The organism is Saccharospirillum alexandrii, from assembly GCF_043641555.1.
Taxonomy (GTDB): domain Bacteria; phylum Pseudomonadota; class Gammaproteobacteria; order Pseudomonadales; family Natronospirillaceae; genus Saccharospirillum; species Saccharospirillum alexandrii_A.
In genome coordinates this window covers 537,160-553,975 of record NZ_JBHZRJ010000001.1, presented here as the reverse complement: position 1 = coordinate 553,975, position 16,816 = coordinate 537,160, and the positions used below count along the sequence as shown (strand labels likewise).

Below are 16,816 nucleotides of genomic sequence, written 5' to 3'. Positions count from 1 at the left end.
TACAGCCGGGTGCTCCAAAGGGTTAAATGCGGGCTTTACCAACTGGAACACGGAATGATTGCCAACGCGCTCGGGCCCGTCTTTTTGCTGATTCTGCTGGGCGTCGCGCTGCGACATTGGGACCTGCCGCCAGCCGCCACCTGGCCTGGCATTGAACGCCTGACCTACACCGTGTTGTTTCCTGCACTGCTGGTTCACCGGCTGGCACTGGCCGATTTTAACCTGCGCACTTTCGGTCAACTGGCACTCACCATCTGTTCGGCCCTACTACTGATCAGCCTGCTCTTCTTTCTGCTGCAACGCTGGCTGGCCAAAAACGGGCCAGACCTGACTTCGGTGTACCAGGGAGCGGTTCGGTTCAATACCTACATCGGCCTGGCGGTCGTCAGCGCGCTGTATGGCGAGCCGGGTCTGGTGATTGCCGCCATGGCCATGGCGGTGATGATTCCCTCTGTGAATGTATTGTGCGTGCTCACTTTCGCGCTGACCGGCACAGGCTCGCAAGTATCGGCCCGGGGCATCGTACGTGCCCTGCTCAGCAACCCCCTTATTCTCGGCTGCCTGGCCGGCGTTGCGCTGAACCTGAGTGGCATCGGCCTGCCGGGCTGGACGGCCGACACCGCTCGCCTGCTCGGCTCCACGGCCTTGCCACTGGGCCTGCTGGCTGTCGGCGCGGCACTGAACCTGAGCACGATCAGTGCCGATGTAAAACCCGTTCTACTGGCCAGCCTGGTGAAATTCGCCCTGTTGCCGCTGGCACTGGTCGCACTGGCGACTCTGTTAGGCGTGAATGCACTGGGCGTGTCGGTACTGCTGATTCTGGGCACCTTACCCACGGCCAGTTCTGCCTTCATTCTGGCGCGCCAGATGGGCGGCAATGCCAACCTCATGGCCAACATCATTACCCTGCAAACGCTGATGGCCTTTCTGGTGATGCCCGCCTGGCTGGTTCTGGCCGCCAATACCGCGCTATTCTGAAGCGCTTCTCAGGTTGACGGGGTAGCCCTTCCTGATTGCATTATTAAGAATTGCCCTTATTACCCTACAGACTCACATTACTGCGGATGTGTCCGCCGACAAGGAGTGACCTGATGAAGGGTGATTGTACGATTGGCCTGATAGGCCTGGCTGTCATGGGCCAAAACCTGGTGTTGAACCTGCTCGACCACGACAACAAAGTAGCGGTCTATAACCGCACCGCTCAGGTTACTGACGACTTTGTTGGCGAAGCCAAGCATGACAATCTGGTAGGCACCCACTCGCTGGAACAGTTCGTTCAATCATTGGCCAGGCCACGTAAGATCATCCTGATGGTCAAGGCCGGTGACCCGGTCGACGCCGTGATCAACGACCTCAAACCCCTGCTCGAAGACGGTGACATCCTGATCGACGGCGGCAACTCCCTGTTTACCGATTCCCAGCGTCGCAGCGACGACCTGACGCCGCAGGGCATCCACTTTGTCGGCTGTGGCATTTCCGGTGGGCAGGATGGAGCGCGCTTTGGCCCGTCGATGATGCCCGGTGGCGATGAATCAGCCTGGTCCGCTCTGAAACCCATTTTGCAGGGCATCAGCGCCAAGACAGAGGCCGGTGAACCCTGTTGCGAGTGGATGGGCAACGGCGGCTCCGGTCATTTTGTCAAAATGGTGCACAACGGCATCGAATACGGCGACATGCAGATGATTGCCGAGATCTACGACCTGCTGCGCCACAGTGGCCGCAACAACGAAGCCATCGCCAGCCTGTTCGATACCTGGAATCAGGGCCGCCTTGCGTCCTATCTGGTCGAAATTACGTCCGACGTACTGCGCATCAAAGACGACGACGGCAGTGACTGGGTCGACAACATCTGGGACAAGGCCGGCCAGAAAGGTACCGGCAAATGGACCGCCATTCAAACGCTGGAACTGGGCGTACCGGGTTCCATCGTCACCGAAGCCGTGTTCGCACGGGCGCTTTCCTCGCGCTGGGAAGAGCGCCAGGCCGTGCATGAGAAATACGCAAAGACGACCTCAATTGCCGGTTACCAGGGCCTGGAAGACGATGCCGAAGCAGCGCTCTATGCCGCCAAACTGCTCGCCTACGCTCAGGGCTTTACCCTGCTCACCGAAGCCGCCCGCGAATACGGCTGGAAACTGAACATGGCTAACATCGCCCAGGTCTGGAAAGCCGGGTGTATCATTCGCGCGAAAGCACTCGACCCGATTCAGTCGGTCTTTCAGGCTGAACCCGACCTCGATAACCTTATGCTCAGTGATTTCTTCGTCGACGAACTCAAAGGCTGCGAAGCCGCGTTGCGCCGCTTGCTGGTTCGTGCGATCGAAGGCGGCGTTCCGGTACCCGCGTTGTCCAATGCACTGGCTTACTACGACGGCGTGCGCAGCCAGCGTTTGCCCGCCAACCTGATTCAGGGCCAGCGCAACTTCTTTGGCGCCCACGAGTACGAGCGGCTGCCTGGCTGACTTTTCAGGATGTTGCTGCTGACGCGCAGTAGCGTGTCGGCGCAACATCCCGCTACACTTCCCTCCAAACGCTTCACGCAAGGCACCCCGACTATGGCACAAATTGGCACCTTCAACTCGATGGAAGTCGTTTCCCTTACCGACTTTGGCGCCTTTCTCGATGGCGAGAATCTTGGCACCATTTTGCTGCCTAAAAAACAATGCCCCGAGCCCATTCACGAAGGCGATTTCATCAACGCCTTTATCTATCTCGATTCTGAAGACCGGTTGATCGCCACGCGCATCAGGCCAAAAGCTGAAGTTGGCCAGTGCGCACTGCTTGAAGTCAAGGAACTCACGGCCTTTGGTGCCTTTCTCGACTGGGGTTTACCCAAGGATCTGCTGGTGCCGTTTGGCGAACAACGCAAACCGATGGAAGCGGGCCAGAAACACGTGGTCTATCTGTTTGTCGACAATCTCACGCAACGCATTACCGGCAGTGCCAAGCTGAGCAATTTTCTGGCTGAGGAAACCGACGCCTACCGGGTCAACGACCCGGTCGACCTGCTGATCGCCGGACGCACAGATCTGGGTTACCGCGCCGTGGTCGATCAGCGCTATCTCGGTATGGTGTTTAACGAAGATGTACTGCAGCCACTGAGCATTGGCCAGCGCATAAAAGGCTATGTAAAAACCGTTCGCGACGACCATAAGATAGACCTGATGCTGCAGCTGCAAGGCCATGAAGCGCGGGTAGACATTGCCGACCGGATTCTGAAAAAGCTGACTGATAACGGCGGCGTTCTGGAACTGTCGGATCGCTCCACCCCGGAAGCCATCTACTCGGCTTTTCAGGTCAGCAAGGGCAATTTCAAGAAAGCCATTGGGCGCCTGCTCAAGCAGGGAAAAATAACCCAGGAGACCCATCGAATACTGTTGCAGGACGACCGGTCTCCAAGCAATTCTAAAGGGGGTTAACAGACGCCGACCCGGCCAGATCCTGATGTATAACGGGCCGGCCCCGGTATCGAATACTGGCGGCTCCGGCCGCATCCACCCGCAAGGCATCCTCTGCCCAGACCCTTACCGAGGCACTGCCGGCCGAATCGATAGCAACGTCCCGGGCAACTAATGCCTGGGCGTCAATATCGGCCGACCCTGAAGAGTCGATCGAGAACCGATCGGCCCGGCCAGCCAGAAGAGCATCCACACTGCCCGCTGTATCGAGCTCCAGTTCATCGACCGTCAATACCATGTCGATGTCTGCACTGCCGGCGATATCAAGCCTCAGCCTGGGCGTCTGAAAGCCATCGGAAACCAAGTGAGAGCTGCCACTCAGGTCCAGCCTTTCAAGCTGGCTGAGGTAGAGATCGTAGCTGAGCGGTGAGCGAGAGGAGATCGTCACACCCCGGCGTGGTCGTATTTCCAGCCTGGTACCGGTCAGGTTAATGTACAGCTCATCAAGCACGTTCTGCTGAGCGTGAACCACCAGTTCATTGCGCTCAGACTGGTGCAAGGTGACAGTCGACCGGCCACCGATGTCGACATGCAACACATCACCCAGGGCTATTTCCGTGACAACCACCTCCCCCTCTCCGCGTACTGTATTGTTGTAGGCGCAGCCCACCAGTGCAAAGCTTGCAAAGGCGGCCCAGAGGGCCCACCGGCTATTCCTGACCTGCATATCGATTTCCTTACTATTGTGATTGGTGGCGTTGCCATAGCGAGAGATGTGCCAACCAGGCATTCGGCGCTGCAAGCCAGGCACCGTGGGCCCCCGATGTGTTCATAGGCCACATGACAAGCATGCAATTAAGCAAAAATGCTATTTGTTTTAGCGATATCGACCAAACAGATCAATTATTCTACTGCGGAAATGCCTTAAAACGATCACGGGCCTTCGGAGTATCGACAGCCCTGCTAGGAACGGGACATCGAGTAAATATCGGATCTTTTCCCATTCACCGTCAATGTTTCCCTGAAGGACTCGCCAATCCGCATAGCCACTCTCTTGGACGCCTCATTCTCCGGGTGAATCACGCTAATCAACTCGTCCAGATCAAGGGCCTGAAAGGCCCAATCTCTTGAGGCCCGGGCTGCTTCAGTCGCATAACCCTTCCCCCAGAACTTGGGAGAGATGCCCCAGCCGATCTCAATGCCTGGCCAACCATCCGGATACCAGATACCTACCCTGCCGACGAAACGCCTGGTTTCCTTTTCCTCCACAAACCAAAACCCGAATTGCCGTACCATCCAGTGTCCAGCCAGCATCGTTAAAACGTTCCAGCTCTCCCAGCGCGATAGAGGCTCACCCGTACCAAAGTATTTTGCAAAGTCGGGACTCGCGTTCATTTCTGCGAAATCGTCCAGATCTTCAGCAGATATACCCCTAAGACGCAGCCGTTCAGTTTCGATGACCGGTATGTCCATAAAACCCCACTCATTTATAGCGTTCTAATTTATTTCGAAGACCGCCGCTATTCATGCTTAACAGGGCCGTACTTCATAGTAGAAAAAGTGCATATCTGTCGCACGGTAAAGTTCCCGTTTGACAGTCGGCTCTTCCACCGCCACTTCCGATATCACCTTTTCCCAGAATGTATAAGCACTCTGATTCCCAGCAAGCACTCTGGTAACCCACTTTCCAGGCTGCATGGCAACTGTCATGTTAAATGCAGAGCGGCCAACCCCAGCACCCTTAAACTTTCTCAGCACAAAGAACTGGCCAATATCAAAAGTATCTGTGCTGCCAGGGTATCTTCTGATCAAAGAAAAACCCGCCACTTCGTTATCAACCATGATCAAATAAGGATAGTGCTCTGGCGTGGACCAGTACTCGGCCAGATTGGTGAGCGACTTATCTATCTTGTAGGTACCGTCTTTGTCTGGTGGCCACCCCATATACTCAGACATATCGTACAGATAGTACTGAAACAGGTTTTCTACATACTGGTAATGTTCTGCAGGCACTAGCGATATCGACAAAAAAGACCACCTTAAATATCAAGCAAAGTAGCGTTAACTACTATATCCCAAAGCTTTTTATACGTCTGACGAGAGCATGTCTCCGATCAATATACTCTCTTAAATCAGGGCTTAAAACCTGGTTAAACACACAACCAATCGTACTCATGATTCACAGTCTACGCTACTGCAAACCGCCTCCTCGCCTTCCATTTAACAAAGAACTTATTGTATGGGAACAACCTTTAAATCCGTGCTTACAGTAAAAATCAAAAGACCGACCGTCATCCACTAAAACTTCCTATCTAACGGGTTCACCTATAAAACTTTCACTTTAAAATACCTCAGTAGTTCAGAAGCCAACCCCTGATTTCGGTAGGCACGAGCCGTGAATAGCTGCCGAAGATAGAAGCAATCACCGTCATTTCGATACAATGCATAGGCAATTGGTAGACCGCTTCTGATAATACCGCAACATCGATAATCTTGCCGAAGCCACTGGCGAATCCGAACAGTCAACTCCTGGCCATTCATAGAGTTGCTGTGACCCTCATCCGATATTAACTGCTCATTCAACGCCGCAAGCGCTTCAGAATAACGTTCATCGAGCTCTATTACCTTGGTCAATGGCTCTTCCCCTGTTTACCGGAAGCCATCCTTTCGGCTTCAACGTCACAATAGTAATCTGGCCCGTAATATCTAGTTTTCACTAAGATACTCCATAGGCTGGAAAGACACACCATCCTTGCTGCCGGCAGGGCCTGATTCAAGAAAACCAAACCGCTTGTAGACAGGCACTGCGTAAACAGACGACCGAACGCTGAACCTACTGCACTGACTCTGCCTTCTAACATGCACCCAGAGACTTCGGGATATCCCCTGCCCCTGGAACTCCTCTGCGACAAACAAATGATAAAGATGCCCAGGTTCCTTTAGAGATATATAGCCAACTATTAAGCCAGATACTTCAAAAACGAGATTCAAATAATCAGTATCTGCTATTCTCGCTAAAAATGCTTCGTGAGTTAACGTATCTTCCAGCCATGAAGGTAGTGTTCCATCTGAGCCCTCCAGATAGTAGTGCGCCAGTGACGTTACCAGACTGGAAATTTTCGGTACATCCGTATTGCTTGCGGCACGAATACTCATCGTCCTCTCCGAACCTCTTAAGTCATCACGCCTGATTCAGGTGGTGTCAAAAAGCTTTAATAAGCCGATACAACTCATTACTCAGCGTTGGAGGTACTCATTAACAACAGGTCACCGGTAGACTCTGACTCTACAACGGAGAATCCTAGGCTTGAGTATAATGATAGCGCAGGCATATTATCCCGATAAACACGTAACGTGACCATTGCTGCACCAGTTTCTTGCATGGCTTTCGCTAAGAGCTTTTTACACAACAACCGGCCTGCACCAACGCCTCTCGCTTCCGGTGAAATGATAATCCGGCCAAGGTGAACTGTCCCTTGTCTAACGACCCAGAATTGACCAAAGCCTATGCAGCTATTGTCACTATCAGATAAAGAATAGCTTGAGCCGCCTTTTACTGACAGCAGCTCAGGTAATTCTCTGGCTGAAAAAGGGAACGGCACCCGTGGGCCCGCCCAACGGGAACATGAGACGGCATCTTCTATCCATGTTGCAATGGTATCGTAATCAGATTGTTCAGTGGCTCTCAATTCGAAGTCCATATAACTATCGCTCCTGGTTAGCGTGAATCAGGAGAAACCGATACGCCTTCTTGGCACTTGATTTCATCAAGCACCTTCCCTGATTAATGTTTTGATATCGACATGTATTCGTGTTCTCTCTACGGGCGTATCTTTCAGGCCCACAGGCTCTCACCACAATGGAGTGCGGCCCTTGGCTAGGGGTTTTTAACCCAACCAATACTAAGAACATAACGACGTCCCTTTAAAACCTTGCCAACGGAGTGCTCTGAAATATCAGACCTGAAGTACTTAATGCGCTTACTTTCATACAGTGGCGAACTGCAAACAAACTCGCCTCCTGATGTCGGCGCTTTCAGGATGATATTCAGCCGATAGTGCTCGCCCCGTGCCACCTTGTCTACGTGGGGAGGGATTTCCTGGCCCTCACTGAACTTCAAGATATAGATATCAAACGGATAGGGCCATAGCCCGCCACCAATCAGCATTTTGTCGTAACCGGTATTCTGACGCCCTTTTTGCCATCTGAATAACCTTGAGAATATGCCCTTACGCTCCAATTGCGGGAGTCCTCATGACCTTGAAAGCGCCCCAACCTAAGCGGAAGCGCATATCTGGTCAAGCCAGCGATATGGTTTGGAGGCCATGGTTGCCCCTGCAAAGGCTGGTGAAAGGCAATGGCGGATAGGGCCGGGTTTTAGATCGCGCTGGGTTTGGCACTTGGATTTGCTCCCTAGGGGTCTTCGATGGGCTCAGGCCAAACGGAGTGGGTATGAGGGCAAAATAGGGCACGTTTCCTGCTACAGGTTACCCATTCAGCCCCAAAACAGGGCTTTTACTCACGATCAGGCTGATTTTTTGGGCTTTTGCGCTCGTTATTGAAGCGCTTGGCGCACCAGAATTGATCATAACAGCGGGTTCGCGGGCATGGCCGCCTCACAAAAAATATTCAAGGTCCGCCGGCACTACAATAAATGGGTCGCCAACCAGACACTGGAAGACTATGCGCTGCGCTTTACCGCGCGGGCGGGTCGCACCATGAGTATTCAGCGGGTGGGAAATACCGCTCTCGGCGCTACCGCGTTTCTGGCGCTGGAAGGGATTGCGGCGGCGGTAACGCTGAATTACGGTTTTATAAACACCGTAACTGCCATGGTTGTGGTGTGTGTGTTGTTCTTTATTACCGGCTTTCCCATTACTTACTATTCGGCCAAACACGGGCTGGATATCGACCTGCTGACCCGGGGAGCGGGCTTTGGGTATCTGGGCTCAACGCTGACCTCACTGATCTATGCCTCTTTTACCTTTATTTTCTTCGCCATCGAAGCGGCGATTCTGGCCTCGGCACTGAAAGCGCTTCTGGGCATCCCCCTGCCCATTGGGTATTTTCTGTGTTCCGTTGCGGTCATTCCCATTGTGACTCACGGTATTAAAGCGATCAGTAAGTTCCAGGTGGGTACCCAGTCTATTTGGCTACTGCTGCAATGCTCGGCGTTGCTGGTTGTCATCGTTCACGACTACCAGTCGATACCAGACTGGACTCAGTATGCGCCCGCCAAAACCCCGGGCAGCGATGCGTTCAGCTGGGTATTGTTCGGGGCCGCGGCATCGGTATTTTTTGCACTGGTCGCGCAGATTGGCGAACAGGTTGACTACCTGCGGTTTCTGCCCACCAAGACACCTGAAAACGCACGCCGCTGGTGGTTCTGGCTGATCCTCGCAGGACCGGGCTGGGTGTTGTTTGGGCTGATTAAAATGTTGCTGGGCTCGTTTCTGGCGTACCTCGCCATCAGTGCCGGTATTCCTGCTGAGGTTGCATCTGACCCGACCCACATGTACCAGACCGTCTTTCTGTATTTAACCAATACCCCCGCCATCGCGTTAATACTCGCGGCGCTGATGGTGATTATCTCGCAAATGAAAATCAATGTGACCAACGCCTACGCGGGCTCGATCGCCTGGTCGAACTTCTTCTCGCGACTCACCCACAGTCACCCGGGGCGAGTCGTCTGGCTGGTGTTCAATGTCACCATCGCCCTGATTCTGATGGAGCTGGGCATCTATCAGTCACTTGAGGCGATACTGAGTATTTTTGCCATTGTGGCCGTCAGTTGGCTGGGGTCTTTGTCGGCCGATTTACTGATCAACAAACCACTCGGGCTCAGCCCTTCTTATGTTGAATTCAAGCGGGCCCATCTGTACGACATCAATCCCGTTGGTGTCGGTTCCATGTGTCTGGCAACGGCCATTGGCATGGTCAGCTATCTTGGCGCTTTTGGTGAAGTGGCAGCCAACATGGCGCATTTTATCAGCCTCGGCACCTGTTTCATTGCCGTTCCCGCCATTGCCTGGCTGACCGGTGGCAAATATTATCTGGCACGCCAGTCACCCGAGCTGATTCCCTTATTACAACCGGCTGATGCGGATCATCCGGTGGCCGTGCTCACCTGCGGCGTATGCGAAAACCGGTTCGAGCAGGAGGACATGAGTTTCTGCTCCGCCTACGATCTGCCTATCTGTTCACTCTGTTGTTCGCTTGATGTCCGCTGCCTGGACCATTGCAAACCCAAGGCCCGGCTGTCACAACAATTGATCGACAGCCTGCGTCTGGTATTGCCGGTACGCGCCGTGCGCTGGGTGAATTCCCGACTTGGGCGGTTTACCGCCTTACTGCTGGTAATCACCGTGCTGCTGTCGGCGTTGCTTGCCCTGGTGTACCGGCAAATGCAGCCCGCGACACTGGCTGAAACGGCCTTGTTGGAGCAGACGCTGTGGTCACTGTTTTTTACGCTGTTTATTGTCTCCGGAGTCATCGCCTGGTTGTTTTTGCTGGCCCATGAAAGCCGGCTGGTTGCGCAGCGCGAATCCAACCGGCAAACGCACAAGCTGATGCGCGAGATCGATGCGCACCAGGCGACTGACCTGGCATTGCAACAAGCTAAGGAATTGGCAGAACGGGCCAATGCCGCGAAGAGCCGTTACCTTACCGGGCTCAGCCATGAACTGCGCACACCGTTGCAATCCATTCTGGGCTACGCCCAATTGCTGGCCGACCGGCCCGACACGCCGGATCGACACCAGGATGGCTTGGCCATTATCGGCCGCAGCGGTCAGTACCTGACGGACCTGATCGAAGGCTTGCTCGATGTCTCTAAAATTGAAGCCGGCCGGCTCGAGCTGTATCGCAACCGGGTTGCCCTGCCAGAACTGATCGAACAACTGGCCCAGATGTTTGCCATGCAGGCCCGCGACAAAGGCATTGATTTCGATTTTCGCTTGCACGATCCCCTGCCCAAAACCGTTATCACCGATGAGAAACGGCTACGGCAAATTCTGATCAACCTGCTTTCCAACGCGATAAAATACACCCAGGCTGGCGGTGTCTTGCTCGATATTCACTACCGCAACCAGGTTGCGGAGTTTGTGATCAGCGACACCGGTTCGGGCATTCCCGAGGCCGATCTGGAACGTATTTTTGCACCTTTTGAACGCGTGCGTACGGCAGAGTCGCCCAACCTGCCGGGCACCGGCCTTGGCCTGACCATCGTGAAATTGCTGACGGAAATCATGGGGGGGCAGTTGGGGGTGGAATCAAAACTCGGGCACGGCAGCCGCTTTACCGTCAACCTGATGCTGCCCTGGGTTACGCTGTCGGATGCCGATGCGTCGCAACCCCGGCGCATTGCCGGTTATGAAGGCCGCCAGCGCACTCTGATGCTGGTCGACGATGACCCGGTGCTGCGCGGCTTGCTGTCCGATCTGCTAATCCCCCTCGGCTTCACCACCCTGGAAGCCCAGGACGCCAACGCTTGCCTCGGAATGCTCAACCAGATTTCACCGGATCTGTTTTTACTCGATATCTCAATGCCCGGTATGAACGGGCTCGACCTGGCGGCTACCCTGCGTGACCGGGATATTACCGCGCCGATCATCATGCTCTCGGCTGATGCCAAGGAATACCAGAGCACCGGTCATGCCACACCGGCGTACAACGATTATCTGGTTAAGCCCGTCACTAACCAAAACCTGCTCGACAAACTGGCGCATCACCTCGCGCTGACCTGGACGTATCAGCTGCAGGAACCGTCAGACCCGGTGAACGCCTCAGCCGGGCGCACACCAAAACACAACCCGCAACGGCCAAACCCACTGGTAATACCCGACCACCCAGTGGTACGCGAGTTGAAAGCCTTTGCCGAAATCGGCTACACCAAAGGTGTTCGCGCCACACTCAAACAGCTTCGCGAGTCGGATATTATTCAGAACGATACCCTCACCTACCTTGAACACCTTACCCGCAAACTCCAGTTTGAAACGCTGGTGCACTGCCTGGAGCTTGATACACCATGAACGCTAATGCCTCTTCAGCGCCGTCCCAGGTTCATCGCCCCGACACTCCCGACGTGGTGCTGGTGGTCGATGACTCGCCCGATGCCCTGAGTATGATTAACGACGCCCTCGAAGCCGAAGGCATGGATGTGCTGGTTGCACTGGAGGGCAAACAGGCGCTTACCATAGCGCGACGCATCCGGCCCGACATTATTCTGCTCGATGCCGTGATGCCGGTACTCGATGGTTTCGATACCTGCACTGCGCTGAAAGCCGACCCCAGTCTCTCGTCCATTCCGGTTATTTTCATGACCGGCCTGAGCGACACCAACGATGTGGTGCGCGGCCTCGAATGCGGGGGTGTCGATTACCTGACCAAGCCCATTCAACCCGGCGAACTGCTGGCTCGCATGCGCGTACATCTGAACAATGCGCGCCTGACCTCAAGCGCTCAAACCGCACTCGACAGCACCGGCCAGACTCTGTTCACCGTGAATGCTGATGGCGCCATTCAATGGGCCACACCGCAAACCCATGCCCTGCTGGCCCGTGCACGAGCGGTCGAACGCTGGCAGCAAAATGAGCTCGCTTCGCAATTAAGACATTGGCTCGGCCATGGGCCCGAACCCAGCCACCAACTCACTCTGACGGGCCTTGATCACGCATTGAGTATTCGTCTGATCGCACAGCACACCCATCAGGAAACCCTGCTCAAACTCGTCGACGAAGAGCGAGCCGCAGGCCCGGCTCTGTTAAAAAACAGTCTGGGGTTGACTGAACGTGAATCCGAGGTGCTCTACTGGGTGGCCAACGGTAAATCGAACCGGGAAGCAGCCCAAATATTGACTATGAGCCCGCGCACGGTAAACAAACATCTGGAAACTATTTTTCAAAAACTTGCAGTCGATAACCGGACCGCGGCAGCCGGAATTGCCCTACGACAATTGGCCGAATGATCGGCTCATTTCGACTGATCTGCGCCGTCATTTTTCTGACAACACACGCCATGAGCAACAAAATACTGGCGGCCACTGATTCAACCAACCCAGCTAAGTTGCTGTGTTTTAAGCATAAACAGAGTTTGGCACAGCAATCGCATAGAGCGCCAGCACGGTACCGAAGGTGCCACGTCAATTGACTGACTGCTGGAGTGATGTTCGCCGAACCGCCCACTCCGACGCTGACTAACCGTTAAACGGAGTAGAAAAAAATGAATGCCGCACCCACTCTCAGTATGGAACACGACGCCCTGTTTCGTGATACAACACTCGGCTTTTACCTCGACGACAAAGCCGACCCAATCTTCCACCTGGGTACTGTGACTTACCTTGAAGCAGACGCCCCTTTGGAAAACCCGTCGCCTTATCGTCTCTATACGGTCCTTCAGGGTCGCTTGGGTCACGCGGCAGCCTGGCACGGTCCCGGCAATCATTTCATGGCTGCACTGTCCGACGGTCAGCCACCACTGACGGCCTTGGGTGACACCGTTATTCTATGGCACCTGGATCTAGCCAGCGATGCCTGGCAGGCACCAGCCGCCATGCCACTGCGCCGGGCGATGACGCTGGCCATGCTGGCTGCCGATGCCGCCTACAAGTCCGTTGCACCGGTACCCGATGCGCAATTGCCCGATAAAACGACGCTGTGCGATTACCAGCACCCTGCCATTCAAAAATGCGCCCGGGAACTCAAAGGCAACACCCCGGCCGACACTGCTCGTAATATTTTCTATTTTGTTCAGGCGATTCCCTACCGCTTCGGCACCTGGCAGGAAACGGCGTCAACGACCCTGGCCAAGGGCGTTGGCATGTGTACCACCAAAGCCAACTTGCAAGTGGCCCTGTGCCGCGCCAGCAACATTGAAGCCGGCTTTATTGAAGCGCCACTGGAGCTGAGTGTGTTGGGCATTATCATGCCGCCAAGCTGGCGTTTGCTGATGCGTTCTTCGTTCAAACATTATTACGCCGCGATGAAGATCAACGGCCGCTGGCACTCTGCCGATGCGACCTTCAACGACGACGTCTGCGACGCCTTTGTTGAAGCCAACCCGGAATTCGCTCAACTGGTGCCGGTTACCTTTGCCGATGGCTTCCCGTACAGCCCATCAGCCCTGATGAACCAGACTGACCCCTTTCTGAAAGACGAAGAAGTGCTGACGAATCTTGAAGAAGAAATGAGCAAAAAAAGTCGATTCTCTATGCAACATTTCGAAGCCCTGAACACCAGCCTCGACCGCATTCAGTCGGTTTACATGCCGCTGGTTAACCAGGCACAGCAGCAGTTCCAGCCGGTTCAGACTGCCCGCCGCGAGGAGTTGGTGGCATGACCTCAAGACCCACCGCCGCTGGCCTGTTTGACTGGAATTTCCAGGCTCCGACGCCGAGCGACATGGGCGACCACGATGTGCCGGTAATCTCCAATCGCCTTGCCGGCAAGCGCGTTGCCCTGCTGGTTACTGGCGGCATTGCCGCCATGAAAACCCCGCAAATTGCGCGCGGTTTGCGCCGGCATGGCGCCGAGGTTGTCGCCTTCGCATCGGACGACGCCCTGCGCTATGTGGCCCGGGAAGCCCTGGAATGGGCCACCTGCTCACCCGTGGTCAGCACCCTGACCTGGGCGGCGGAACATTTATCCGACAACGCCCCTTTCGATGCTTACCTGGTGGCTCCGGCCACCCACAACACCATTGCCAAAATGGCCAACGGCATCGCCGATACCGTCATTACGTCGGCACTGGCGTCGGCACTGGGCAGAATGGAACAGGGCCGCACCAAGATCCTGATCGCCCCGACCATGCACGGCACCCTGCACAACAGCGTACTGGTTGAGAACGCCCGTAAACTCAGCAACCTTGGTGTGCATTTTGTTGCCCCGCGCGACGGTTACGGCAAACACAACCTGCCGGATACCGATGTACTTTGCACCAGCGTCGGCCGCATTCTGAGCGAATCTCCGCTGCGAAATAAGTCCATCATGGTTACCGCTGGCCCTACCCCGGTACCGATCGACGGCGTTCGCAGAATCGTCAACCGCTTCCGTGGCCGCCTCGGCGCTGCCATTGCCGAAGAGCTCATCTGGCGCGGTGCCGATGCCGAACTCATCCTCGGCGACGGTGCCTGGCGACCAAAGACAACCCTGCCACTCACCATCACCCGCACTTTCGATGAGTACCGCGACACCGTCGTAGACCGTGCCCGGTCGGGCCTCTTTGCCGGTGTATTTTCAGCCGGTGTAGCCGACTACCGACCGGCCGAAGCAGTGCAGGGCAAAATCACCTCTGGCCAGGCCAGCCTGCCACTCAACCTGGTACCGACCGAAAAAGTCATCGACCTGGCCTGCGAAGCGGACTCGTCAATGCACTGTGTTGCGTTCAAGTATCTGGAACAGGTGACCGAAGAAGAGCTCATCAACGTCGCCTCCAAACGCCTGAATCACGCCAGCCTGGTCGTCGCCACTCGCGGTGAAGACACCAAAGGCAAAGAGCAACGCGCCCTAATGGTCACCAAAGCAGGCGTCACCCCCGTCGAAGGCAAATACCAAATCGCCGGCGCCATAGCAGACCACCTGGAAACCCTGACCTCGGAGGTAAAATAGACGCTCTTGCCATGAGCCCGCGTCGACTACCGGTAATCCCTCTGCGGGGTCGGCGTAAATCCGTCCATGGAGCCTAGACCGCAACATCCATGTTGCGGACTCCCCCGCAGAGGGACTACCGCCACTCGACGCTCGCAATGTGCTTACCCAAAACATAAATTGAAACCAACCTACCAAGGCCCCTGCCGGGTTCGTCTTCCACAGCGAGCATGGATGCTCGCGGTAGGTCTTGGGCACAGGGATATGCCTGCAAGACCGGGTGGAAGACGAACGCGGCCGGGGCCGACTTGTGGCTAGAACTGAGCTCAACGGTCGTCCACAAAACCTACGACTGGCACCACAAAAACAGTAACCTCCCACTGTCCATACGTTAAATGACGTAGGGGCCACCGCCATCCTCCCCATACCGTCTGGCACCCCGCTGTTCAACAATCGATCGTGCTGACACACCGTCATCGATCCGAATCGAACACACACCAGGGGGAACACAGCATGACACTCAAACCCATACTCCAGGGCCTCACCTTTGCCGTGGCGTCCACCGTACTGAGCACCGCCGCCATCGCGGAAGACCCGATTAAAGTCGGCGTACTGCATTCACTGTCCGGCACCATGGCAATCAGTGAAACCACGCTGAAAGACACCGTTTTGATGATGGTGGAACAACAGAACGAAGCCGGTGGCCTGCTCGGCCGTCCGCTGGAAGCCGTTGTTGTTGACCCGGCCTCCAACTGGCCTCTGTTCGCTGAAAAAGCCCGGGAACTGCTGACGCAAGAAGAAGTCGATGTGATTTTCGGCAGCTGGACGTCGGTATCGCGCAAATCCGTGTTGCCCGTGCTCGAAGAACTGAACGGCCTGATGTTTTACCCGGTTCAGTATGAAGGCGAAGAGTCTTCCAAAAACGTTTTCTACACCGGCGCTGCACCGAACCAGCAGGCGATTCCTGCGGTTGACTACCTGCGCAACGAGCTGGGTGTAGAGCGCTGGGTACTGGCGGGAACCGACTACGTTTACCCGCGCACGACCAACAAGATTCTGGAAGCCTACCTGCTTGATCTGGGTGTGGCCGAAGAAGACATCATGATCAATTACACGCCGTTCTCGCACTCAGACTGGCAGTCGATCGTCTCCGACATTAAAACCTTCGGCAGTGCCGGTAAAAAGACCGCGGTGGTTTCTACCATTAACGGTGATGCCAACGTTCCGTTCTACAAGGAACTGGGTAACCAGGGTGTGTCTTCTGCCGACATTCCGGTTATCGCCTTCTCCGTAGGTGAAGAGGAACTCTCCGGCTTCGACACCACGCCATTGGTTGGACACCTGGCAGCCTGGAACTACTTCCAGAGTGTGGATGCCGATGTGAACTACGACTTCATCGATATGTGGCACGCCTACATTGGCGATGAAGACCGCGTCACCAACGACCCGATGGAAGCGACTTACATCGGCTTCAAGATGTGGGTTCAGGCGGTTGAGCAGGCAGGCACTACCGATGTCGACGCCGTTGAACAGGCGATGATTGGCCAGACCGTTGCCAACCTGTCTGGCGGTACTGCGGTAATGAACAAGAACCACCACCTGAGCAAACCGGTTCTGATCGGTGAAATTCAGGATGACGGTCAGTTCGAGATTGTCTGGCAGACCGCTGGCGTAGTACCGGGTGATGCTTGGTCTGATTACCTGCCCGGGTCGAAGATGCTACTGGCTGACTGGTCCGCTCCGTTGAAGTGTGGCAATTACAACACTGAAACCGGCACCTGCTCCGGCACCGTGTACTGAGGCTTAAATCGACTCTCCCTTGGGGCGGTTCTGCCG

15 protein-coding genes are annotated in these 16,816 nt (G+C 55.3%); 8 read left to right on the top strand and 7 right to left on the bottom strand.

The genetic code is table 11. The features are described from left to right. Positions 1-54 precede the first annotated feature (54 nt). The 3 genes from ACHUE7_RS02390 (at position 55) to ACHUE7_RS02380 (ending at position 3,419) form a co-directional block, all read left to right on the top strand. Positions 55-978 (top strand): AEC family transporter, encoded by a 924-nt coding sequence (locus ACHUE7_RS02390; protein ID WP_394168559.1) that lies wholly within the window; start codon positions 55-57, stop codon positions 976-978. A 113-nt stretch (positions 979-1,091) separates the two neighbouring features. Continuing rightward, positions 1,092-2,462, top strand: coding sequence for a decarboxylating NADP(+)-dependent phosphogluconate dehydrogenase (gnd, locus tag ACHUE7_RS02385; RefSeq protein WP_394168558.1), 1,371 nt, complete (start codon positions 1,092-1,094; stop codon positions 2,460-2,462). A 93-nt stretch (positions 2,463-2,555) separates the two neighbouring features. Continuing rightward, positions 2,556-3,419, top strand: coding sequence for a CvfB family protein (locus ACHUE7_RS02380; protein WP_394168557.1), 864 nt, complete (start codon positions 2,556-2,558; stop codon positions 3,417-3,419). On the opposite strand, the gene ACHUE7_RS02375 is transcribed toward ACHUE7_RS02380, so the two are convergent. The 7 genes from ACHUE7_RS02375 to ACHUE7_RS02345 all read right to left on the bottom strand — a co-directional run bounded on the left by ACHUE7_RS02375 (position 3,406) and on the right by ACHUE7_RS02345 (position 7,638). After that, positions 3,406-4,125 carry a head GIN domain-containing protein gene (locus ACHUE7_RS02375; protein WP_394168556.1) on the bottom strand — a complete coding sequence of 240 codons (720 nt, stop codon included), beginning with the start codon at positions 4,123-4,125 and terminating at the stop codon, positions 3,406-3,408. The genes ACHUE7_RS02380 and ACHUE7_RS02375 overlap by 14 nt on opposite strands. A gap of 236 nt (positions 4,126-4,361) precedes the next feature. Next, positions 4,362-4,871: a GNAT family N-acetyltransferase gene (locus ACHUE7_RS02370; RefSeq protein ID WP_394168555.1), complete on the bottom strand. Its 510-nt coding sequence runs from the start codon at positions 4,869-4,871 to the stop codon at positions 4,362-4,364. A gap of 57 nt (positions 4,872-4,928) precedes the next feature. Next, on the bottom strand, positions 4,929-5,426 hold the full coding sequence (locus ACHUE7_RS02365) for a GNAT family N-acetyltransferase (RefSeq protein ID WP_394168554.1): 498 nt from the start codon (positions 5,424-5,426) through the stop codon (positions 4,929-4,931). A 297-nt stretch (positions 5,427-5,723) separates the two neighbouring features. Continuing rightward, a complete protein-coding gene (locus ACHUE7_RS02360) occupies positions 5,724-5,939 on the bottom strand; it encodes a GNAT family N-acetyltransferase (protein WP_394169146.1) in 216 nt (71 codons plus the stop codon). A gap of 165 nt (positions 5,940-6,104) precedes the next feature. Beyond that, positions 6,105-6,554, bottom strand: a complete 450-nt coding sequence (locus ACHUE7_RS02355) for a GNAT family N-acetyltransferase (RefSeq protein WP_394168553.1) — start codon at positions 6,552-6,554, stop codon at positions 6,105-6,107. 77 nt (positions 6,555-6,631) lie between these two features. Then, a complete protein-coding gene (locus ACHUE7_RS02350) occupies positions 6,632-7,099 on the bottom strand; it encodes a GNAT family N-acetyltransferase (RefSeq protein WP_394168552.1) in 468 nt (155 codons plus the stop codon). 176 nt (positions 7,100-7,275) lie between these two features. Continuing rightward, positions 7,276-7,638 (bottom strand): 2OG-Fe(II) oxygenase family protein, encoded by a 363-nt coding sequence (locus ACHUE7_RS02345; RefSeq protein ID WP_394168551.1) that lies wholly within the window; start codon positions 7,636-7,638, stop codon positions 7,276-7,278. Positions 7,639-8,005: 367 nt separating this feature from the next. On the opposite strand from ACHUE7_RS02345, the gene ACHUE7_RS02340 reads away from it, so the two are divergent. The 5 genes from ACHUE7_RS02340 (at position 8,006) to urtA (ending at position 16,780) form a co-directional block, all read left to right on the top strand. After that, positions 8,006-11,428: a hybrid sensor histidine kinase/response regulator gene (locus ACHUE7_RS02340; protein WP_394168550.1), complete on the top strand. Its 3,423-nt coding sequence runs from the start codon at positions 8,006-8,008 to the stop codon at positions 11,426-11,428. Beyond that, the gene (locus ACHUE7_RS02335) at positions 11,425-12,363 is read left to right on the top strand and encodes a response regulator (protein ID WP_394168549.1); all 939 of its coding nucleotides are present in this window, start codon (positions 11,425-11,427) and stop codon (positions 12,361-12,363) included. Before ACHUE7_RS02340 ends, ACHUE7_RS02335 begins: the two co-directional genes overlap by 4 nt. A 254-nt stretch (positions 12,364-12,617) precedes the next feature. Then, positions 12,618-13,733 (top strand): transglutaminase-like domain-containing protein, encoded by a 1,116-nt coding sequence (locus ACHUE7_RS02330; RefSeq protein WP_394168548.1) that lies wholly within the window; start codon positions 12,618-12,620, stop codon positions 13,731-13,733. After that, positions 13,730-15,001, top strand: coding sequence for a phosphopantothenoylcysteine decarboxylase domain-containing protein (locus ACHUE7_RS02325; RefSeq protein WP_394168547.1), 1,272 nt, complete (start codon positions 13,730-13,732; stop codon positions 14,999-15,001). The genes ACHUE7_RS02330 and ACHUE7_RS02325 overlap by 4 nt, the downstream gene beginning before the upstream one ends. Before the next feature lie 492 nt (positions 15,002-15,493). Further along, positions 15,494-16,780, top strand: coding sequence for an urea ABC transporter substrate-binding protein (gene urtA, locus ACHUE7_RS02320; RefSeq protein WP_394168546.1), 1,287 nt, complete (start codon positions 15,494-15,496; stop codon positions 16,778-16,780). Positions 16,781-16,816: the final 36 nt, after the last annotated feature.